At 48.5% G+C, this 20,958-nt stretch carries 17 protein-coding genes; 13 read left to right on the top strand and 4 right to left on the bottom strand.

Going from position 1 to position 20,958, the window contains the following annotated elements; all coding sequences use genetic code 11:
* Positions 1-490 (top strand): RpnC/YadD family protein (locus J0895_RS05340; protein ID WP_479724795.1); only part of this gene is annotated, 490 nt, incomplete at its 5' end.
* Positions 491-788: 298 nt separating this feature from the next.
* Here J0895_RS05340 and J0895_RS05335 read toward each other — a convergent pair.
* Entirely contained in the window at positions 789-2,612 is a 1,824-nt protein-coding gene (locus J0895_RS05335; protein ID WP_207087084.1) for a WD40 repeat domain-containing serine/threonine-protein kinase, read from the bottom strand.
* 20 nt (positions 2,613-2,632) lie between these two features.
* Positions 2,633-4,558: a serine/threonine-protein kinase gene (locus tag J0895_RS05330; protein ID WP_207087083.1), complete on the bottom strand. Its 1,926-nt coding sequence runs from the start codon at positions 4,556-4,558 to the stop codon at positions 2,633-2,635.
* 104 nt (positions 4,559-4,662) lie between these two features.
* Between J0895_RS05330 and J0895_RS05325 the strand changes: the two genes are divergently transcribed.
* Positions 4,663-5,958 (top strand): DUF389 domain-containing protein, encoded by a 1,296-nt coding sequence (locus tag J0895_RS05325; RefSeq protein ID WP_207087082.1) that lies wholly within the window; start codon positions 4,663-4,665, stop codon positions 5,956-5,958.
* Between the two features lie 99 nt (positions 5,959-6,057).
* Here the strand turns inward: J0895_RS05325 and J0895_RS05320 are convergent, their stop codons facing one another.
* Positions 6,058-6,243 carry a hypothetical protein gene (locus J0895_RS05320; protein WP_207087081.1) on the bottom strand — a complete coding sequence of 62 codons (186 nt, stop codon included), beginning with the start codon at positions 6,241-6,243 and terminating at the stop codon, positions 6,058-6,060.
* A gap of 102 nt (positions 6,244-6,345) precedes the next feature.
* On the opposite strand from J0895_RS05320, the gene J0895_RS05315 reads away from it, so the two are divergent.
* Together J0895_RS05315 and J0895_RS05310 are read left to right on the top strand one after the other, a co-directional pair.
* The gene (locus J0895_RS05315) at positions 6,346-7,062 is read left to right on the top strand and encodes a general stress protein (protein ID WP_207087080.1); all 717 of its coding nucleotides are present in this window, start codon (positions 6,346-6,348) and stop codon (positions 7,060-7,062) included.
* A gap of 231 nt (positions 7,063-7,293) precedes the next feature.
* Entirely contained in the window at positions 7,294-7,755 is a 462-nt protein-coding gene (locus J0895_RS05310) for a BON domain-containing protein (protein WP_207087079.1), read from the top strand.
* Positions 7,756-7,876: 121 nt separating this feature from the next.
* On the opposite strand, the gene J0895_RS05305 is transcribed toward J0895_RS05310, so the two are convergent.
* Positions 7,877-9,229, bottom strand: coding sequence for a hypothetical protein (locus J0895_RS05305; RefSeq protein ID WP_207087078.1), 1,353 nt, complete (start codon positions 9,227-9,229; stop codon positions 7,877-7,879).
* Between the two features lie 291 nt (positions 9,230-9,520).
* Here J0895_RS05305 and J0895_RS05300 point away from each other — a divergent pair, with 291 nt between their 5' ends.
* From J0895_RS05300 to cheB, 9 genes are all read left to right on the top strand, one after another.
* On the top strand, positions 9,521-10,963 hold the full coding sequence (locus J0895_RS05300) for an SLC13 family permease (protein ID WP_207087077.1): 1,443 nt from the start codon (positions 9,521-9,523) through the stop codon (positions 10,961-10,963).
* 1 nt (position 10,964) lies between these two features.
* Entirely contained in the window at positions 10,965-11,396 is a 432-nt protein-coding gene (locus J0895_RS05295; RefSeq protein ID WP_207087076.1) for a hypothetical protein, read from the top strand.
* Between the two features lie 142 nt (positions 11,397-11,538).
* Positions 11,539-12,075, top strand: coding sequence for an adenylyl-sulfate kinase (gene cysC / locus J0895_RS05290; protein ID WP_207087075.1), 537 nt, complete (start codon positions 11,539-11,541; stop codon positions 12,073-12,075).
* 355 nt (positions 12,076-12,430) lie between these two features.
* Complete coding sequence (locus tag J0895_RS05285) at positions 12,431-12,892, top strand: chemotaxis protein CheW (protein ID WP_207087074.1); 462 nt, start codon at positions 12,431-12,433, stop codon at positions 12,890-12,892.
* A 2-nt stretch (positions 12,893-12,894) separates the two neighbouring features.
* Positions 12,895-14,217: a CheR family methyltransferase gene (locus J0895_RS05280; protein WP_207087073.1), complete on the top strand. Its 1,323-nt coding sequence runs from the start codon at positions 12,895-12,897 to the stop codon at positions 14,215-14,217.
* A gap of 286 nt (positions 14,218-14,503) precedes the next feature.
* Positions 14,504-16,255, top strand: a complete 1,752-nt coding sequence (locus J0895_RS05275; protein WP_207087072.1) for a HAMP domain-containing methyl-accepting chemotaxis protein — start codon at positions 14,504-14,506, stop codon at positions 16,253-16,255.
* Between the two features lie 389 nt (positions 16,256-16,644).
* A complete protein-coding gene (locus tag J0895_RS05270) occupies positions 16,645-17,367 on the top strand; it encodes a chemotaxis protein CheW (RefSeq protein WP_207087071.1) in 723 nt (240 codons plus the stop codon).
* Positions 17,364-19,763, top strand: coding sequence for a response regulator (locus J0895_RS05265; protein WP_207087070.1), 2,400 nt, complete (start codon positions 17,364-17,366; stop codon positions 19,761-19,763). Before J0895_RS05270 ends, J0895_RS05265 begins: the two co-directional genes overlap by 4 nt.
* A gap of 320 nt (positions 19,764-20,083) precedes the next feature.
* Positions 20,084-20,958: chemotaxis-specific protein-glutamate methyltransferase CheB (gene cheB, locus J0895_RS05260; protein WP_207087069.1), on the top strand; the 875-nt coding region annotated here is incomplete at its 3' end.

Genomic DNA, 20,958 nt, shown 5'->3' with positions numbered 1-20,958 from the left:
GTCAGAATTTGAGAGGACCGCATTGGTGGCGATCGACCAATTACCCGTCAACACAAATACCCTGTGGTTGAGAGTCTTAGGCCGAGGGACCACCCAAGAACAAGCCATCAACGAATTGCTAACCCTTAAAATAGGGAATCCGTTCCGAAACAACTTGCTAGAAATCCTCTCAAACTGGCGCATCAATGTCCAACTGAGGCAAAATCAAGATGAAGAGAATCGGGAGTTAATTATGAACTTATCACCAGCTTATCACCAGTGGCGAGCAGAAGCAGTCCAGGAAGGTCGCCAGGAAGGTCGCCAGGAAGGTCGCCAGGAAGAACGGAGGACCTTCATCGAAAACTCGTTCCGGGTTCGATTTGGGGAAATAGATGAGGAATTGTCCTCAACAATTGAGCCACTTTTACAGTTACCTGTTGAAGAGTTAACTCGGTTCGTCCTAACGCTTTCGCGGGATGAATTAGTCCAACGATTTGGAAACGAAGGCTAAGGAATCAAACGAGTTTAAATTCGTTCGTTTAATTATAGGGTCGGTTCATGAACTGCCCCTATAATGTTGGGTTTAAATCAACAGTCCGAACCGATGCTCATCTCGAAGTATCGGTATGATTAGAACAATTGGCAATCACCCCGGCTTGATTTGAATTCTTTCATAATTCTGCTTTTTTTAAGATAAAAAAGCGAGCAATATGCTCGCACTCCGTAAGCGGAGTTGTCCGAGAAACCCGGGTTTATGAGCCTAACTCCGCATGGGGCGATCGCAACCTGAATTGAGCACAGGCGGGGCTTTAAACCCCGCTGTTGGCTACTTGCCAGAGTTTAATACTGCCATCGGCGCTACCACTAATAATTGCCCTGCCATTGGGTGTAAATACCACCGAGGTTACCGATGCCGAATGTGCTTGCACTACATTTAATTCCTCTGCTGTATAGGGATTCCAAAAGCCGATCGCACCGTTGCGAGTTCCTCCTACAACTAAGGGCAACTGCGGACTAAATGCCACTGTCTCAATCCAATCCGTATGGGTTAAACTTTCTAACAGTTCGCCGCTATTCACCTGCCACAATTTTATGGTATTATCTCGACTGCCCGAGGCGAGAATTTGGCTGTCGGGACTGAAGGTAACCGATCGCACCATATCCTGATGTCCCGTGAAGGTTCTCACAGCTTTTCCCTTGGATAATTCCCACAGTTTTACGGTGCGATCGCCACTGCCACTGGCTAATAATTTGCCATCGGCAGAAATGGCAACGGATTCTACGGTTCCTTGATGTTCCGTTAAGGTTGCAAATTGTTTCCCGGTACTGATATTCCACAGTTTAATTGTTGTATCTGTACTGCCACTGGCTAAAATTGTGCCGGAAGAATTGATGGCAACTGTATTAATCCAGCCGTTATGAGGTGCGAACCAATCTACCAGCGATCGCACCAGTTTTCCAGTGCCTAAATCCCATACTTTCAGACTGCGATCGCAACTGCCACTAATTAACAATCTCCCATTGGGACTAAAAACAACCGTCTGTACCCATCCTGAATGTCCCGATAGCCAATTCCCCAATTGTTCCCCCGACTTTCCCCTTCCAGCATACCATAATTGGATGCGATTCTCTTCACTACCACTGGCAATCATTTGACTATCCGGACTAACTGCCACGCAGCGGATGCGACTCCCCGAGGTAAAGGTTTCAACACATTTCCATTCCCTCGGTTGCAAAGTTTCCAAGTCTTGTAAAACTTCTTGGGCGGATTGATAGCGTTGACTGACTTTATCTTGCAGCAATTTATCCAGAATCTTGCCTAATGCCGCACTCACCGGACGGCTGAGATATTGTCGCCATTCCCACTGATTCCCATGTCGGAGATTGAACGGGCTGCTTTGGGTTAACAGTTCAATACAAGTCACCCCTAAGCTATATAAATCACTGGCAAAGGTAGGTTTTCCCATCAACTGTTCTGATGCCGTATATTCGGGACTACCGATGATGGTAGCGTTGCCAATTGTGGATTTATTTGCGACACTTTTAACCGCACTAAATCCCACTAACGCCAAGGAATTCAAATGGGTTTCTGATTCCATATTTCCTTCGGTAACGGAGGGATGGCGAATAATATTCGTCGGTTTGATATCCCGATGAATGACTTGATTGCTGTGAACGAAGTGCAGCAGTGGTAAGATTTGTTTGAGGAAGGTGAAAATTTGGGTTTCAGAAAAAGTACCGGACTGTTTTAGTTCTTCCCCAAGGGTTTTTCCCTCCATGAAATCTTGGATTAAATATTGATGGTTATCTTGTTCAAAATAAGCCAGAAGTCTAGGGATTTGGGGGTGTTGTCCCAGTCGGTCTAATTGCACCGCTTCTCGCTGGAAAAGTTCCGCTGCTTTTTGGGCTTCGCTGACGGTTTGGGGTGGAAAAAATTGCTTGATAACACAGAAGGGTTTGGAGGGAATATCTTCATCAATAGCTAAAAAAGTGCGGCTATAGGTGCTACTGCCGATCGCTTTTAAGGCGCGGTAATGGTCTCGTAGCAAGAGTTTAGAACCGCAGGTTTGACAGAATTTATTCCCGTCTGGGTTTTTCGGTTGTTTACAAGTTGGATTTAAACAATGGTTCATATCAATTTAAGTTTATAATTTTAAGGGTTTAAACTCTGCCAAATTTTGAGAGTTTTATCAGGACTGCCACTGATAATGGTCTGACCGTCAAAACTCAAGGCCAAGCAGGTTATACTATCACTATGACCCGTAAGGGTGTGGATGAGGTTGCCCGTTTCTTGATGCCAAATTTTCAGGGTTTTGTCTTCACTGCCACTGACTAAAATATGACCTTCTGGGAGATTTAGGGTAGGGGGTAAGGGGAGATAACCGATCGCCTGAAATCCGCTTAAATGTTCTTTGGGGGTGGCTAATCTGGTGCCGGTATTCAGTTGCCAGGTTTGGATGGTTTTATCCCGACTGCCGGAGGCGAGAGTTTGACTGTCGGAGGCGATCGCCACTGCCTCAATCCGTTCCTGATGTCCCGTTAGCGTTGCTTTCACCGTCCCATTCCGCAGACTCCAGAGTTTAATCGTGCGATCGTCACTGCCGGAGGCGATGATTTTGCCATCAGGGGAGCAAGTGAGACAGGAAACCGCTTGCGTATGTCCCTCCCAGGTTTGTTGCAATTGTGCAGTCCGCAAATCCCAGAGTTTTAGAGTCTTGTCAGCGCTACCACTGACTAAAGTTTTGCCATCGGGGGTGATTGTGAGGGCAGTAATAGCCCCAGTATGTCCGGTGAGAGTGCGAAGTAAAAAGCCTGTGGGTAATTGCCAGAATTTAATCGTTTTATCCGTACTCCCAGAAACCAGCAATTTGCCATCGGGGGAAATGACAACTGCGGTAACTGCGCCGGAATGTTGGGTGAGGGTATGGAGGACTTTGCCCGTATTACGGTCCCAAATGATGATAGTTTTATCCTCACTGCCGGAAGCAATGATTTTACCGTCGGTGGAGAGGGCGACAGTTTTGATAGAGGCAGTATGTCCGGTGAGAGTGGAATCACACTCCCAGGTTTGGCGTTGTAACTGTTCCAGCAGGGGATTCGTAGGAACCGTTGGTGGAGTGGGAACTGCGGGAACAAAGGGGGTGACTGCCCCAGGAAAACTCCGACTGCCTGCGGGATTCAAGTCCTGGAGAAGCGCTGTAGCAGAGGGATAGCGGGCTTTCATGGAATCTTGGATCATCTGATTCAGAATGGCGGCGAGGCGATCGCTCACAGTGGAGCCGATTTGCTGTAAGTGCGACTGCCACAACCACCGCGACTCCACCGGATCATAGAGGCGATCGAGAGAAATCCCCGTTAACAACTGAATACAAGTCACCCCCAAACTATACAAATCACTCGCCGGAAATGCCCGACCCCCGCGCAGTTGTTCCAGCGGCGCATATCCTTCCGTACCCGCCCTTGTGCCAGTTTTTCCCCCGTCTGAATTCAGTTGTTTGGCAATGCCAAAATCAATTAACACCAACTGACCCCCAGATGATTGCCTGCCATCCTCCCGACGGATAATATTTGCCGGTTTGATATCCCGGTGAATCACCTGCCGTTCATGGACAAACTGTAATACCGGCAGCAAATCTAACAACAACTGGCGAATTTGTTCCTCTTTGAACGCCCCAAACCGTTGCATTTCCTGCCACAAGGTTTGTCCTTCAATAAACTGCTGCACCAAATACAGGCGTTTATCTTGTTCAAAATAAGCTAACAGGGCCGGAATTTGCGAATGTTGTTCCCCCAACAGTAACAATTGCCGCGCTTCCTGTTCAAATAACTCCGTCACCTTTGCCATTGCCTGGGAGTCGGACTGGATTTCGGGGGCTGGTAACAATTGCTTAATTGCACAGGGGGCATTGAGGCGGTCCTGATCCAGGGCCAAAAAAGTCCGTCCCATCCCGCCTTCCCCGAGGGGGCGAATGGTGCGATAGCGATTTTTAAGCCCTAACGGAGAACGACAACTCAGACAAAACTTGGCGTTATCTGGATTGTAAGGCTTCTTGCAATGGGGATTGAGGCAATAGCTCATAGAACAGAAGCGCAAGGCAAGGGGACTTAGGATCTATTGTACCGACAGGTTCCCCTTGGCTTACGTTAGGCTGAGAAAAAAATTCATGAAGAATCCAGGGGAATATGCGTCAATTACAAATCAGCGTCCCGCAGGGTTACGGAAGAGAAGTCGTAAAAATTGCCCAGGGTTATGATGCCACTAATCTAATCCAGTTCGAGGCAACGGACCCAGAAGGCCCAGTGGATGTCGTTTTTTTGCACGTTTCCAATGGCAAAGTGGAAGGGTTGCTGGGTGAGTTGGAATCTATTGAAAACCTAGCAGTCACCTTAATTCCCCGAGGAATGATGCCCCTGCATCCGCCAACCTCGGAGGCCCCGGATCAGGTGACAGAGGTCGAGGAACGCAGTCCCATTGAGGTTTTTCTGGGGGGATTGCAGAGTGTGGGGTCTTGGAGGGGATTTTTGGGATATGCGGCCCTGGCAGGGGTGGTTGTGTGGATTGGGTTATTTACCAATAGCAGCTTTTTACTGATTGCCGCTATGCTGATTGCACCGTTAGCGGGTCCGGCGATGAATGTGGCGATCGCCACGGCACGAGGGGATAAAACCCTGCTCAAACGGAGTCTGTTGCGTTATTTTAGTGCCTTGGCGGTATTGATTGCCGTGACAGCCTTCCTGAGTTTAATCATGCAGCAAGACATCGCCACCCCGTTTATGGTGGAAAACTCTCAAATTTCCGCGATCGCCATTTTGCTGCCATTAGCTGCAGGAACTGCTGGGGCCTTAAATTTAGTGCAATCGGAACGCAGCAGTTTGGTAGCAGGGGCATCAGTCGGAATGTTGGTTGCTGCCTCCCTGTCTCCCCCTGCGGGAATTATCGGGATGTCGATTCCCCTGGGGCGCTGGGATATGATTGTCAATGGGTTATTTTTGTTGTTGTTGCAATTATTCGGAATTAATTTATCCGCCGCCATTATTTTCCGGGTATTTGGATTAAAACCCCGGGGTGCAAGATACGATCGCGGGACGAAAAAACTGTTTCCGATTTCGATGGGTGTGACGACTGTTGGACTGATGGCGTTGCTGATTTTGCAGTTTTCTGAGTCTCCAGATTTTCAACGCTCTAGTGGTGTACAACGGATTAATGCAGAAATAAAGCAAGTGGTCGAAAATAGCGAGTTGGCGGAGTTGGTGGAGGGAAATGTGCGGTTTCCTCGGCCCAGTATTTCGGGACAGAATACGCTACTGGCGGTGGTTTATGTGCAGCGTCAAGAGGGAGTGGATGTGTCTACAGAAGAGATTCGCAGTCGTCTGACACAGGAGATTCAGGCTCACATTTTGCGGGAAGATTTTAATGTGACTCCCTTGGTTTCGGTGACAGTGTTGGAAACGCCTGAGTTTTTGGGGGATTCGCGGTAGAGGGTTTGGAGACCCTACCACTACATCAAGAGGGTTTGGAGACCCTACCCCTACATTCCATCACTCTTTTTCGTCATCAAATTTACCACCAATTCAGGGCTAGGGTTTGAACCCCCGACGGTTGTCTGACCGATCGCCGGTTAATCTCTCAATAGGGGTAGAGACCCCATCGCCAAATTTAGGGAAAAACTGTAGCGATTGATCGCCCAATTCCTGAGTAGCATTCGGGTATGGAATATTACCCGACCCCTTTGAGCGCGATCGCCAGTTAGTTCGTAAGTTCATCCTTTCGAGGGATGAATCTCCCCGGCAACCGTGATGTAATTGATAAGTAAGACTGAAAGATATGTAGTTTTTCCAAACAAAATTTTTCAAACAGGAGGAAACATGGCTTTAACATACCAAAAACGAGCAGTTGGTACATTTCCAACTCGAACCCAAGCTGAACGCGCATTGCGGGAACTCAAAGATAGTGGCTTCCCAATGGAGCGCGTGTCTGTGATTGCCAAAGATGAAAATAGTCCAGTCTCTGATGACCTACATGGAGACGACCGAGGCAACAAAGCTGATGAAGGCGCAGCGGTAGGTGCAGCGACAGGTGGGGCGATCGGAACCATTACGGGTTTGCTCGTTGGTTTGGGCGCACTTGCCATTCCTGGCATTGGTCCTATCATGTTAGCCGGTGCAACGGCAACCGCGTTGGCAACCACCGTAGGTGGTGCAGCGGTAGGTGCAGCGGCTGGGGGCCTAATTGGTGCTTTAGTTGGCCTGGGAATTCCTGAAGAACGCGCCCGAGTTTATCATGAGCGAGTTGCTCGTGGGGATTACTTAGTGATTGTAGACGGGACCGAAGCCGATATCGCTCGCGCTGACACCATTTTAAATCGGGGTGGCATCGAAGAATGGGGCGTGTATGACGCTCACCATACCCAGGATGTGCATCATCAAAACGATGTCGTTCGTCATCAAGAAACCGTGGTGGAACATCAGACCCCCGTGGTTGAACGGGAACGGGATGTGGTTCGCACCGATGGCGATGTCGTCTATGAGGATAATGTTGTTAAGGTCGTTGACCATACGACCGAACGGGATATCCGGCGCTAAACTTCTTCTTTTTTCTAAGCCAAGAATGAGGCTGGAACCCTTGGCCTTGATTGATGAGTTTACAGGGTTCCAGCCGTCAATACTCTTGTGTTTTCACCCGAGAAATTTAAACAAATAATTTCAATTGGGGCGATTCAGAGGGGGTAAGAACCGATCAAAAGTAGATTGTTTAACCCATCAAAACCGAATCGCACATCTACCCTAAACGTAAAAAAAATCAGGAAAATAACGATGAAAAAGATTACTCCTTTCTTACTTGGACTTGCAGTTTTATTTGGTGCCGGTGCTTGTCAGGACTTAGCACGAACCAGTGCTGACGCTCCTGTCACCCCGGATGGAACCGTAGATGAACCGGCTCAAGTAGAAGAAACCTACGAAGATGCCCGGAATGATACGCGCCGTGCGCAACTCGATAGCGATATTCGGGCAAGGGAACAACGAAACGATGTGATAGGAGATCCCACCGAGCGTGCGGATAGCGACCTCGCTAGTGAAGTTCGCAGCAAGTTAGAGGCGAATATACCTCGGGGTAAATTGGCCGTCATCGCCGAAGATGGGATGGTTGCCGTGACTGGAACGGTTCCTACCCAACAAGAATATGAGTCGATCCCGACTTTATCCCGGGAAATTCTTGGGGTCAAAGATGTCAAAGTAGACGTACAAATCGTTGAACCGGCTCCGTCTGCTCCATAGAACAAGCGGGGTATAATGATCGCGATGATTATTGCCAATATTTAAAACTCAAGGTGCGTTAGGCGTTTGTCTCACGCACCTTGTTCGTGGCAAGGAGGTAAGCCCCCCTCGCCGGTCAATCCTAAAACGGCTGTAATTGCTTATCTTTGTCTCGGGCAAATTTCAGCAACTCTTGAGCTTCTGCGGAGGCAGTGGTTCCGGCTTGAATTTGTTCCAATTGGGTGATAATTTTGCGTAAGTCGCCAGAGAGTCTCCCCCAGTCGAGACGATCCTGCTCAACTCGTGCCAACTCCTGCCAATCGGCGATCGCCTCTTTTGCCTGGTTGAGGGTTTGCACAGACTCCTGTTGCGCCTGTAAGCGCGTCGCCACAATCCCGCGATTCACCTCATATTCCGCCAGTTTTTGCTGAACCTCCAAATAGTCGGGCGCATCCGCTTCAACCCGTTCCAGACGGGCGATCGCCATATCCCACAATCGCTCAACTTGCTCCCACTGTGCCGCAGAATGAGGAGGATTTTGGGAGGCGACTGCCGCTTGCATCGCAAATGCCTTCGCCGCATCCATCGTCGTCGCCGTTTGCAAACTCCCCTGTGCTGAACCCACCACCTGCTCAAAATCTCGCATTGCCGCCCTCAGCTTCGGTTGCGCCATCTCACTAGCCAAGGTTGCCGGGGGAATTTCCACCAACTGATCAATTGCCGACTGCCACGCCGCGATCGCCTGCTGTTTCTGAGTCAGATTCGTTGCCTGTTGATAGTCCTGTTTCGCCTTATTCAGCGCCGTTTCCACTTCCCAAAGCTGAGTCTGAGCATTCTGTTGCTGAAACAGAGTCGCTTCCATCCGTCCGATCGCCTTGCGCGCCGTCTCAAACTCATCAACGCTAAAGCGCCAGCTACAACCAAAAAAGCTGCAATACCGTTCCGGATAATACCCCAAAAACCACACCGGCAGGCGATCGAGGGATTTTTGCGCCCCCTTGACTTTTTCCGTTCCCAAGTCAAAATCCGCCCGACTCGTGGCATTGTTCACCAGTTGATCCGCCTGTTCCATCAGAGAAATCGCTTGGCGATAGTTATGGTCCATACTGATAAAACTCGGCAGCAACACCACCGGCATCGCCTTAGAAACCGGACGGCGAATCATCGGATAGGGCAGATTTAGCACCCAAATCACTGCGGCGACTCCTGCCACCCCAGTCATTGCTACAGGCAACCATTTGAGAGCATTCAAAGGTCCTGGGGGACGGTTCGCCTTCTCTGCCGCCTGCAAGATTTGTTCATCAAACTTGGGATAAATATCCCCTAAAAGTTCTTGAATTTCGCCAGCAGTCACGGGGTCTCCCGATTGGAGGCGAAGTTTTTCTAAGCGCTTGAGGGCCATACTTTGCTGGATTTCGCTGGCGGGATCGGTCCCACTGGATTTTTCGATTTCGGCACGGAGGATGTCAAACGAGCGATCGCTCAAACGAACCATAAACAGCACCTTCGTAATAATGGGTTGAGGTCGGCTTGGAGGGTCCTACTGCAGCAAATCCCCCGTACCCGTAGCGCCGGTCACCTTCAAAATACTTTGATTATTTCTTTGATTATCTCATGCCATAGGGCGAAAATAATTAGAACCGGGAATGCGATCGCCTATAATAGCCTGAATGTGTCCAAAATCCCCCATTCTTGCTAATCAAGCCTTCTGGATTGTCCTCTGCGATCGCCGGCGACTTCAACCCACTCCCATCCAAACCGCGCTTCACCCCTTTTAATACCAAACATGGGCCTAAAACAGTATTTTGGGTTTATCTCCGAGCGCATCAGCGCCTTATTGCAACGATCGCAACTCTTTCAACATCGCTGGATCGGCTACTTAATTGCCGTAGCGATTTATGTCACCCTCTTACTCATCCCACTTCCTGGGTTTGAACCCAGTGCACAACGAGCCTTTGCCGTCTTCGGGTTGGCCGCCTTTTCCTGGGGAACCACCCTGCTCCCCCTACCCGTAACGGCGATCGTCATCCTGTTCTTACTGCCCTTTAGTGGAGCAATTTCCGCCCAGGAAACATACGCCTATTTTGGCAATCGGGCAGTCTTTTTCATTCTCGGGGCCTTCATTCTCGCCAGTCCAATCATGCGATCGGGACTGAGTACCCGGATCGCCTTAGCAGTGGTCACCCGATGCGGGAACAGCCAGCGCCAGATTCTCGGGGCCATTTTAGGACTTTCCGCCCTGATGTCCTGTTTTATTAGTGCTCATGCCGTGGCAGCCATGTTATTTCCCATTGTCCTGGAAGTAGTGCGGGCCGCTGGAGCCAAACCTGGGAAAGGCTTTGGGGTTGCAGCCTTTTTATCCCTCGCCTGGGGCGTTGTAATTGGCTCAAATACCACCCTACTCGGGGGGGCGAGGGGACCTCTAGCCTTGGGGATTCTCCAAAATACTACAGGTCAAACCATTTCCTTTGCCCAGTGGACCCTGTTTGTGGCTCCAGTGGTGCTGGTGCTGTTACCCATCGCCTTTTTCGTCCTCCAGGGAGTGGGACAAAGCGAACAAGTCTCCCTCTCAGCAGCGCGACGGTTTCTAGAAAAGCGCAATCAGCAACTCGGTCAGATTTCTCATCGGGAAATCATGACGGCAGGAATCTTAATTGTGACCATTTTGTTATGGATGACCCTGGGCGATCGCTGGGGTTTAGATGTAATCGCCTTGTTGGGAGTCATCTTAACCTTTATTCTGGGAGTGGCAAATTGGGGGGAAGTCGAAGAAGATGTCAACTGGGGGATTTTTATCATGTACGGGAGTGCGATCGCCCTATCTGCCGCACTCAATGATACCGGGGCCGCTTCCGCACTCACCCAACTCCTTTTGGGGTTTGGCATCGAGTCCCCCCTCCTAATCTTCGCCGCCGTCACGATCATCGCCCTTCTCATGACTGAATTTATGAGCAATTCTGCTGCCGTAGCCGTCATTCTACCCGTAGCCCTAGCCTTGGCTGAAAAATACGGAATCGAACCCCGTGCCATGACCCTGGGGGTGGTGATTCCCGCTGGTTTGGGGTTTATGTTGCCTGTGAGTACCCCCGCCTTGGCGATCGCAGTGAGTAGCGGCTATGTTCGTCCTCTGGCGGTCCTGCGCTGGGGAGTCTGGCTCGATATTATTTCGATTGTGGTGTTCCTGGGCATTAGCCAATTCTATTGGCCCTTAGTCGGATTGAGGGGTTGACATGGCAGAAATTTTACTCGTATTAACCAACCCGTATGGGTATGAAAAAGCCCTCCATCTCGCCTTTGAGGAAGCAAAACAAACTGATTGCCTGTTCAGGGTGACCTTTATCATCGATCCCGAGGCGCTCGATGACCTGATGCGAGACTTGGGAGAAAATGGTTGGTTAGGAATTGGGTCCCGTCGGACCTTGCAAATCTCGATGATGGAAGGATATCGCGCATTAGCCTCAGATATTTTAGAGGAAGTGTCTCGTCGTGCCCTTTCTATCGGAATCACGGTGAAAACTGAACTCAACGAGGCAGGAATCCGCAGTTATCTCAGTGGGTTGCCGAGCCCAGGACCCGAGAAAATTTTCGTCAGTGGTTCCCATGCTCTAGGTCCCCTGATTGAAACTCTAGACTGTCCCATAGAATGGATTCCTGAAGATTGAACCCTCAAAGGCTCTCTCAACCCAATCCGTGATCCCCGAATTACTGATTTAACAGCGGGGACAAATTTCTGTACAATCGAAAAGCCTTAAAGGGTGCTTGAGAAACAATCGTTCATTGCACAATATCTGGAGTTAAGTCAAAATGCAACAGCGTGGTGTCACGGTCTGGTTTACAGGTTTGAGCGGTGCAGGCAAGACTACCATTAGCCAGGGGGTAGAGAAAGAACTGCGATCGCGCGGATATCAACTCGAAGTTCTCGATGGAGATATCGTTCGGCAAAACCTGACGAAGGGGCTAGGTTTTAGTAAAGAAGACCGCGATGAAAATATTCGCCGCATCGGTTTCGTCTCTCATTTATTAACCCGCAATGGGGTGATCGTTTTGGTATCAGCGATCGCCCCCTACCGTGAAATCCGCGAAGAAGTCCGCCATCGCATTGGTGACTTCGTTCAGGTTTATGTGAATGCGCCTCTAGCCGTCTGCGAAGAACGCGATGTCAAAGGGCTTTACAAAAAAGCTCGCGCCGGGGAAATCAAAAACTTTACCGGCATTGATGACCCTTATGAGGCTCCGCTCAACCCGGATATTGTATGCTCTACCAAAGACGAAACCGAGCCAGAAAGTATCGCCAAGGTGCTGGAATATCTCAAAGATAAGGGTTATATCACTAAAGTTTAAACCCCCAAGACTCAATGGGTTGAGAAACCGGGTTTCTTAACAAAATTTCTCGCCCTTCGCCATCAATCTAGGCGAGAAACCCGGTTTCTGCTCCAGGGTAGGGGTTGAGAAACCGGGTTTCTTGATAAATCTCTCGCCCTTCGCCATCAATCTAGGATTCAGATTGAATGGGGGGAACGCTACAATTGAAGATATATCTATAGCAATCCTAAATGATTTATGACATATTATAGATCCCCTCTCCCCCTTTGGGCCGCCGACGAGAAAGGGGTGAGGGCATTCCACAACTGATAAAGGATCTGCTATATCTTCTATTCTCCATTCCTATTGTGCCGGATTAGGCTCAAGTTAAACGATGTTAATGTTGTTGTTTTATGTCGGGCCTGATCGGTATGCCCTAAGCTGTTCCCAGGTCGTAGAAGTCATTCCCCTTGTAGAGTTGAGAAAACTATACCACTCCCCGGAATATATGGCGGGATTGTTTAATTACCGAGGGAGCATTGTTCCTGTTCTGGATCTGTGTCATCTGATTCGAGGCAGTTGCTCTCGCCATTGCTTAAGCACTCGGATTATTCTGGTTAATTATCAGCAAACCAACCAGAATTCGCGACTGATAGGGTTAATGGCAGAACGAGTGACTGATACGGTGAATGTCCTAGAATCTCAATTTAAGGAAGAGGCGATTCGCTTAGAAAATGCCGCATATTTGGGCAAAATCATCATGGATAAAGAAGGGACAATCCAGCAGTTGCGCTTGGAGTCTTTACTTTCGCAGCAAGCACAAGTATTCCTATTGCCAATTGGGGAGACTGAATAGCAATGGTTTTGGACGAAATTGAGCGTAAACTTAGAAAAACTATCGGAGTAGACCCCATAACCCTCGGTTCCCGTGCGATCGCCAAGGCTGTTCGAGAGCGGATGGAGGTTTGTGGGGTTGAAACTATGGCGAATTATCTCGATGTATGGCTCTGTTCCCCTCAAGAATTACAGGCACTAATCGAGGAGACTGTTGTGCCAGAAACCTGGTTTTTTCGGGAGCCTGAATCCTTTGAATTTCTCCGTCGTCACGTTCTTTTTGATTGGTTACCCACCCATCCGGAAGCTATCTTGCGCTTGCTAAGTGTTCCCTGTTCAACGGGAGAAGAACCTTATTCCCTCGCGATGATGCTCCTAGATGCGGGTTTACCCCCGAGCAATTTTGTCATTGACGCGGTTGATATTAGTAAACAAGCCCAAGTGAAAGCCAAACAGGGTCTCTATCGAGAGCATTCATTTCGGGGTAAACATTTGGGCTTTCGCGACCGCTATTTTCAGGAAACCCCTCACGGATATCAACTTTCCCCAGCAGTTAAGGAGACCGTAAATTTTATCCACGGCAATCTTTTAGAACCACTTTTTTTATATGGAAAACCACTTTATGATATCATATTTTTCCGTAACTTATTAATTTATCTGGAACCGGCTGCTCGCGATCGCGCCATGCAAGTATTAAATCGCTTATTATCTCCGACAGGACTGCTCTTTGTCGGGTCTGCCGAAGCCGGACCAATGATTGAGAAGCGATTCATCTCCCTGCGCCATTCCATGACTTCTGCCTACCGCAAGCGACAAACAAGCGACGGAAGAGCGCGCTTTTTTGTCCCCCCGAATGCCGATGAACACTCTACATCTCAGGTTCTCCAGTACCAGAAACCTCGATCCCCGTCTCGATTCCCAAGCAAATCCAAACCTGTCTATGTGTCAGAACAGGTCCCAGAACCAAGGAGAGAACATCCTCAATCCGAGTGGGCGATCGCCCCTAGCGCACCCTCCCCCCCTCCGCGAATCCCTCAGTCCCCTCTGATTCAGGCTAGGCATCTAGCCGATCTCGGACGATTGAATGAAGCGGCACAGCTATGCGAAACTTACCTCAGTCAACATCGCACCGATGCCAATGCTTATGTCTTGTTAGGTGAAATACTCCAAGGAATGGGGCATTATGAGCGTGCCGAACAATGTTGGGAGAAAGCCATTTACCTCGAACCCCACCACTATCAAGCCTTGATGCATCTACTCCTACTCAAAGAATCTCATGGAGATCTCACCCATGCCTGTGCCCTTCGGCAGCGAATCCAAAGACTCCTAAAATCTCAGGGGGAATAGCACTCAATCATTCAGGGATTAAGGATAAACGGGCCACTCTAAACGGGAGCATCTCAATTTTGAAAAGAGACCTAACCCCCCAGCCCCCGGACCACCCCTCCCCGGCCCTCCCCTAAGAGGAGAGGGAGGTATAAGGAATGAATGTCTTTGCTGTACGGGGGAGAAATAGGTCAATTTCCCCCTCCCCTTGCAGGGGAGGGGGGCAGGGGGGAGAGGTCAGATTCGGTTTTTAGGCAAAATTGAGATGCTCCCCTCTAAACTATCTCAACATCAAAGGAAAAACAGAATGTTTCGGAATCTTTCCTTGCAAGCTCGAATGCTTGCGGCTTTTATATTTATGGGCTTAATTGTATTAACCGTAGCCCTAGTCGGGTGGGGGGGTAATTATCGGTTAAGTAATCGCATGAATACCATTACAGGTAACGCTATGCCGAGCGCGATCGCCTTATGGAAAATCAAAGAAGGTCAGACCCAAATTCAATCTTCAGAACGATTGCTCCTCAATCCTCTTAGTCTCAATGAAGGCAGAACTGACGCCAAAGAAAGAATCAATAAAGCATGGCAACAAATTAATCAAGGATTTGCAGAATACAACAATATCATCGATAAAGACCCAGAAGAAACTCGCATTTATAATCAGTTTATAGAAGCGTGGAATCAGTGGAGACAAATCCATGAAAACTTCCTGCAACTGAATCAAGAATTTGAAGCCTACGGCATTTTTCGACCCTGGGAAGCCCAGCTCCAATTATGGCAAACTGGTCAAAGCAATAGCCCCCAAATGGCCAATGCTAGAGCGGCTGCCGAGGTACTTCAAGGTCTGAATGACCAACGCAGTCGCCGCAATATTCCGGCCTATCAAGCGGCAGAAAATACCCTGGAAGAGGTCGTTGAATACAATCAAGCCTTGGCATCCCAAGTGCTTAAAGATGCCGAAGAAGATGTTGCCCAAAGTAGTTTTTGGGTACTGCTGGGAATGCTCCTAGGTCCCTTGACTGCCATCGTTTTTGGCTTTTATTTTAGCACGACGATCGCCAAACCCCTCGGAGCCAAAATTGTCGGGGTGGTTCGAGTCGCGGAAAAGATTTCCTCGGGAGATTTGACCACGACGGTGACGGTGACGGAAACCCAGGATGAAATTGGTAGATTAACGGTTGCTTTTTCTCAGATGACCCAAAAGTTAAATTCCTTAATTCGTCAGGTCCAACATTCGGGAATTCAAATCACCAGTTCCACGACCGAAATTGCCGCATCCGGTAAACAATTAGAAGCGACGGTGACGGAACAAGTGGCTTCTACGAATGAAGTGGTAGCGACGGCCAAAGAAATTGCCGCTACCTCTGGCGAATTAGTCAAAACGATGGATCAAGTCGGGGAACTCGCCGGACAAACGGCGATCGCAGCGGGAACCGGCCAACAGGAAATCGTTCGCATGGAAACCACCATGCGTCAATTAGCCAATGCTACCTCCTCAATTTCCGCCAAATTGGGCGTGATTAGCGAAAAAGCCAATAATATTAATAGCGTGGTAACCACGATTACTAAGGTGGCGGATCAGACCAATTTGCTCTCTCTCAACGCGGCGATCGAAGCTGAAAAAGCGGGGGAATATGGCACGGGTTTTGCCGTGGTTGCCCGAGAAATTCGCCGACTCGCGGACCAAACTGCGATCGCCACCTTGGATATTGAAAGTATGGTCAAAGATATGCAATCTGCTGTTTCCACAGGGGTGATGGAAATGGATAAATTCACGACCGAAGTCAGCCGAGGAGTCGAGGATGTTCGCACCATTAGCGGCCAAATTGGTAAGATTATCGAGCGGGTTCAAGGTCTAACTCCCCGATTTGATGTGGTAACAAAAGGCATGGAGGATCAATCCGAAGGCGCTCAACAAATTAGTGATGCGATGGTTCAATTGAGTGAAGCATCCCGACAAACGGCCCAATCTCTGCGGGATACCAATCGGGCGATCGAGCAATTAAATGAAGCCGCTCAAGGATTGCAACGAGAAATCTCGTTTTTCAAGGTGCAAATTTAAGAGGCGATCGCAGATATTTCCCCGCAGAAATGCTCTTAAATCAGTGGGTAGCCACCTCCGGTTCCCTCCCTTTGGCAAGGGGAGGGTTAGGGTGGGGTAAACCCCGTTTAGGGGTCAAAAATATAATTTAAGGAGAGGGATGCTGTGATTATCCTACTCCTCATCACCGAACATCTGGCTATCACTTCTTTAGGGAGCATCTCAATTTTGAAAAGAGACCTAACCCCCCAGCCCCCGGACCTTCAAGGTCCGGGGGAGAAAGGCGTCAATTTCCCCCGGACCTTGCAGGGGAGGGGGGCAGGGGGGAGAGGTCAGATCGGTTTTTAGGCAAAATTGAGATGCTCCCCTTCTTTAAAAAATTCTCTCATTCATTCATTTAAGCTGGCTCTATGATTGAAAAGTGCTGGAACGAAATCGGAATACAGGGCGATCGCTCTTGTGCTGAACTTAATACAGTCATCCATTGCCGAAACTGCTCCGTTTATACCCGTGCAGGCCGCAATTTATTGGAACGGGACGCTCCAGAAAACTACCGCGCTGAATGGACCAATTTACTCGCTCAAACCCCAACACCCGTAACCAGCGATCGCAATACCCTTCCTCAACTCCAACGAGCGACGGCAGAATTCTTTGACCCGCTTTCTCTGGTTATTTTTCGCCTGGGAGCAGAATGGTTAGCACTGGCAGCCTCGACATTCCAAGAAATCACTCCGCCTAGTCCTATTCATACTTTACCCCACCGGAGCAACGAAATTCTGCTGGGCTTGGTGAATATTCGCGGGGAACTCTTGCCCTGCATTTCTCTGAGCAATCTCCTCGGGTTAGAACGGCAAGGCACTCATCCGAAACTGTTAAACCAGCAAGGGGATTTGACTCGGGTGGTTTATTCTCGAATGGTGGTCGTTAATATTCAAGGAGATATCTGGGTATTTTCCGTAGATGAAATTGAGGGCATTCACCGATGCGATCGCCATTTGATTGAAGAAGTCCCATCGGTAGTTTCAAAAGCTCCCATTAGTTATACAAAATGGATTGTAAATTGGCGAAACAAAAAAATAAATTACCTCGATGAAGAGTTAGTGTTTTCTACCCTGAAACGGAGGATTTTGTGAGCAAAAATGAACTAGATTTAAGCCATTTATCCATGCTGGATTTATTCGGAATGGAGGTCGAAACTCAGGCTGCCCTATTAAACGAAAATTTATTAGGGCTAGAAAATCATACCCAGTCCGGCAAAGAACTCGAAGCATTAATGCGGGGTGCTCATTCGATTAAAGGTGCGGCCCGCATCGTTCAGCTCGATGAGGCAGTCCAGATCGCTCATGTGATGGAGGACTATTTTGTAGCCGCTAGGGAAGGCCAAATTACGGTTTCAGACGACCATATTGATATTCTGCTCTCCGGAGTTGATCTGCTGTTGAGTATGGGGAAAGTTAAGGAACCCGAGTTAACAGGTTGGATGCAGAAACATCAGCCGGAAATTGGCCTAATCGCCAGCAAAATTCAGGCGATCGCCTCCCCAGGGACTGTGCAAGACCAACCCCGGGCTAACCCTGAACCTCAGACCCTAGGCGATCGCCCCGCAATCCCCCCACCCACCCCAGAACCGGGGTCTCACCATCCGGAACCCCCACCCACCCCAGCAGCGAATCTCACCCCGGTTGAACCCCCGCCTGACCCGAACCTGGTGCCGTTTCCTGAACCTGAACCCCCTCAACCAATCAGGGACCAATCCCCCTCGTCCTCTAGTTCCAGTGGCGATCGGGTCGTTAGATTAAGTGCAGACAACTTAAATCGATTGATGGGTCTCGCTGGGGAGTCCTTAATTGAAGCCAATTGGTTACAACCCTTTGCCGATTCCCTACTCAAACTTAAAAAACACCAGACACAATTATCAAAAACCCTGGAAAAATTAGAAAGCTCATTGAGCGAATATCACCCGAACCAAACGACGAAAAATCATCTCGAAACAGCTCGAATTCAAGAAAAAGAATGCTTGAAAATTCTTAATAATCGCATCAATGAGCTTGAATTATTTGCCCGTCGTTTTTCCAACCTATCTGACCGCCTTTATCGGGAAGTGATTGATAGTCACATGAGACCTTTTTCTGAAGGTGTCACGGGCTTTCCTCGCATGATGCGAGACTTAGCTAAACAACTGGGGAAGTCCGTAAAATTTGAAATAATGGGCAAAGCAACTAAGGTTGATCGCGATATTTTAGAGAAGCTAGAAGCGCCGTTAACTCAAATTTTGCGAAATGCGATCGCCCACGGGATAGAATCTCCTAGCGAACGGATTGAGAAAGGAAAAACCCCCGAAGGAACGGTACGAATCGAAGCAGTTCATCGCGGTGGAATGCTATTAATTACCATTTCTGATGATGGTCGAGGCATCAATTTAGCAGCGGTCCGGCAACAGGTGATTGCCAATCAATTGGTAAATCCCGAGTTCGCCCATCAGCTCACTGAAGCTGAACTAATGGAATTTTTATTTTTACCCAGCTTTTCCACTGTAACTGAGGTGACTGAAATTTCTGGCCGGGGCGTTGGGTTAGATATTGCTAAGGGAATGATGCAGGAGGTTGGCGGGTTATTGCGTGCTCAGTCTGAACTGGGAAAAGGCACCCGGTTTCATCTCCAGTTGCCCTTAACCCTATCGGTTATTCGCACCCTATTAGTCGAAATTTCTTCCGAACCCTACGGGTTTCCCCTCACCCGAATTGATCGGATTGTTCAGATTCACCGTGGGGATATTTTTGTGGTGGAAAACCGGCAGTATTTTACGCTTAATGGTCAAAATATTAGTCTGGTTAGTGCTCATCAAGTTCTGGAATTGGAACAGAGTGCCCTCAATGATGAGTTGTTATCGGTGATTGTTCTGAGCGATCGCATGAACTATTATGGCTTGGTGGTTGATCGCTTTCTCGGTGAGCGAGATTTAGTAGTCCGGCCCCTAGACCCCCGTCTGGGCAAGGTTCGGGATATTAGTGCGGCAGCATTAATGGAAGATGGAACTCTGGTTTTAATTATTGATGTAGAAGATTTGGTGCGATCGCTTGATCTACTTGTGAGTAGTGGACGGTTAAGTCAAATCACTCAGGATGCCCAGGTCAAAGAGTCCAAACATCATCAAAAAATTCTCGTAGTCGATGATTCAATTACTGTCCGAGAAATGGAACGAAAACTGTTACAAAATAAAGGCTACAAGGTCGATGTTGCTGTTAATGGAGCTGATGCTTGGAATGCAGCAATAACCGGGGAATATGACCTGATTATTACCGATGTAGATATGCCCCGAATGAATGGGATTGAACTGGTTAACCACCTTAAAAGTCATGCAAAATTGAAGTCTACTCCGGTGATTATTGTTTCTTACAAGGACCGGGAAGAGGACCGACTATTAGGGTTAGAAGCCGGGGCAAATTATTACTTGACAAAAAGCAGTTTTCATGATGATACATTTTTAAATGCCGTCATTGATATGATTGGGACCCCAGATGAGATTTGACTCTGCTGAGGTGGAGGCGAACCCTGGGATCACACCCGCCGATTCCTCTTTTGAAACCCCTGTGAAAGAACCCCTTTCTAGTCGGCCAGCTTGGGTGCCTTCTGGAGCAGCGTGGCACAATCATGCCGACTCCCAACTGAGGGAAATTTCGGCCATCAAGTGCCTCTTATTTCTGAATGGGTTACGTTATTTTTTTATTTCCAATCAAAATCTTCCCGGGAATAAGTTATTTATTAAAAAATAATTTGATAAAAATGGGTAAATTTAGATATAATAGGAAAAATTTCGGGATTTGCTCGTCACTATACCTCACCCTCTATATGAAAATTGCTATTGTTAATGATATGCTGTTGGCAATAGAAGCCTTACGGCGCGTCTTAACATCAGTGCCTGACTACGAACTTATTTGGGTTGCCCGAAATGGCGCTGAAGCCCTCGATAAATGTGCCTCAGTACGACCGGATCTCATTTTAATGGACGTATTCATGCCTGTGATGGATGGGGTAGAGGCAACTCGCCAGATTATGCGTCATTGTCCCTGTGCGATTTTGCTGGTGACTTCTAGCATTAACACTCATTTACCTAAAGTATTTGAAGCCCTCGGATATGGGGCGCTCGATGTCGTGATTACGCCGATTCTCGGACACTACGGAACTGCCGAAGGGGGAGAAACCCTCCTGGAAAAAATTAGGACGATTCATAAATTACTGGGTAAACCTGTTAGCAAAAACCCCAAAAGTCTGATTCCGGTTAAGTCTTGTTCTACGAATAAACCCTATCCCCCCCTGGTTGCCATCGGAGCTTCTACCGGAGGTCCCACGGCCCTGGCCAAGATTTTGTCTCAGTTACCCCAGGATTTTAGAGTATCGGTGGCGATCGTCCAACATATCGATGTGCAGTTTTCCGCCAGTTTTGTCCAGTGGTTATCCCAGCAAACCCGGTTAAAAGTTGAGTTGGCTCAAGTGGGAATGACACTAGAACCGGGTAAAATTATCGTTGCCGGAACTAATGATCATCTTTTCATGCGTCCCGATCGCACCCTCGGCTATACTAAACATCCCCAGGATAATCCCTATCGTCCCTCTGTGGATGTTTTTTTTACAAGTTTGGCTGAAAACTGGCCGGGACAAGGATTAGGGGTGTTGCTCACCGGCATGGGACGAGATGGAGCCGTGGGATTGAGTGTCTTGCGATC

The organism is Phormidium pseudopriestleyi FRX01 (assembly GCF_017313335.1).
Classification (GTDB): domain Bacteria; phylum Cyanobacteriota; class Cyanobacteriia; order Cyanobacteriales; family Laspinemataceae; genus Laspinema; species Laspinema pseudopriestleyi.
Note: the sequence above shows the minus strand (reverse complement) of the source record. Positions and strands in the feature narration are given on the sequence as shown.

Excerpts from the sequence above, each read along its gene's own strand:
- J0895_RS05335 (WP_207087084.1), bottom strand. The coding sequence starts at position 2,612 with ATGAACCATTGTTTAAATCCAACTTGTAAACAACCGAAAAACCCAGAC.
- J0895_RS05330 (WP_207087083.1), bottom strand. The coding sequence starts at position 4,558 with ATGAGCTATTGCCTCAATCCCCATTGCAAGAAGCCTTACAATCCAGAT.
- J0895_RS05325 (WP_207087082.1), top strand. The coding sequence starts at position 4,663 with ATGCGTCAATTACAAATCAGCGTCCCGCAGGGTTACGGAAGAGAAGTC.
- J0895_RS05320 (WP_207087081.1), bottom strand. The coding sequence starts at position 6,243 with ATGAACTTACGAACTAACTGGCGATCGCGCTCAAAGGGGTCGGGTAAT.
- J0895_RS05315 (WP_207087080.1), top strand. The coding sequence starts at position 6,346 with ATGGCTTTAACATACCAAAAACGAGCAGTTGGTACATTTCCAACTCGA.
- J0895_RS05310 (WP_207087079.1), top strand. The coding sequence starts at position 7,294 with ATGAAAAAGATTACTCCTTTCTTACTTGGACTTGCAGTTTTATTTGGT.
- J0895_RS05305 (WP_207087078.1), bottom strand. The coding sequence starts at position 9,229 with ATGGTTCGTTTGAGCGATCGCTCGTTTGACATCCTCCGTGCCGAAATC.
- J0895_RS05300 (WP_207087077.1), top strand. The coding sequence starts at position 9,521 with ATGGGCCTAAAACAGTATTTTGGGTTTATCTCCGAGCGCATCAGCGCC.
- J0895_RS05295 (WP_207087076.1), top strand. The coding sequence starts at position 10,965 with ATGGCAGAAATTTTACTCGTATTAACCAACCCGTATGGGTATGAAAAA.
- cysC (WP_207087075.1), top strand. The coding sequence starts at position 11,539 with ATGCAACAGCGTGGTGTCACGGTCTGGTTTACAGGTTTGAGCGGTGCA.
- J0895_RS05285 (WP_207087074.1), top strand. The coding sequence starts at position 12,431 with ATGTTAATGTTGTTGTTTTATGTCGGGCCTGATCGGTATGCCCTAAGC.
- J0895_RS05280 (WP_207087073.1), top strand. The coding sequence starts at position 12,895 with ATGGTTTTGGACGAAATTGAGCGTAAACTTAGAAAAACTATCGGAGTA.
- J0895_RS05275 (WP_207087072.1), top strand. The coding sequence starts at position 14,504 with ATGTTTCGGAATCTTTCCTTGCAAGCTCGAATGCTTGCGGCTTTTATA.
- J0895_RS05270 (WP_207087071.1), top strand. The coding sequence starts at position 16,645 with ATGATTGAAAAGTGCTGGAACGAAATCGGAATACAGGGCGATCGCTCT.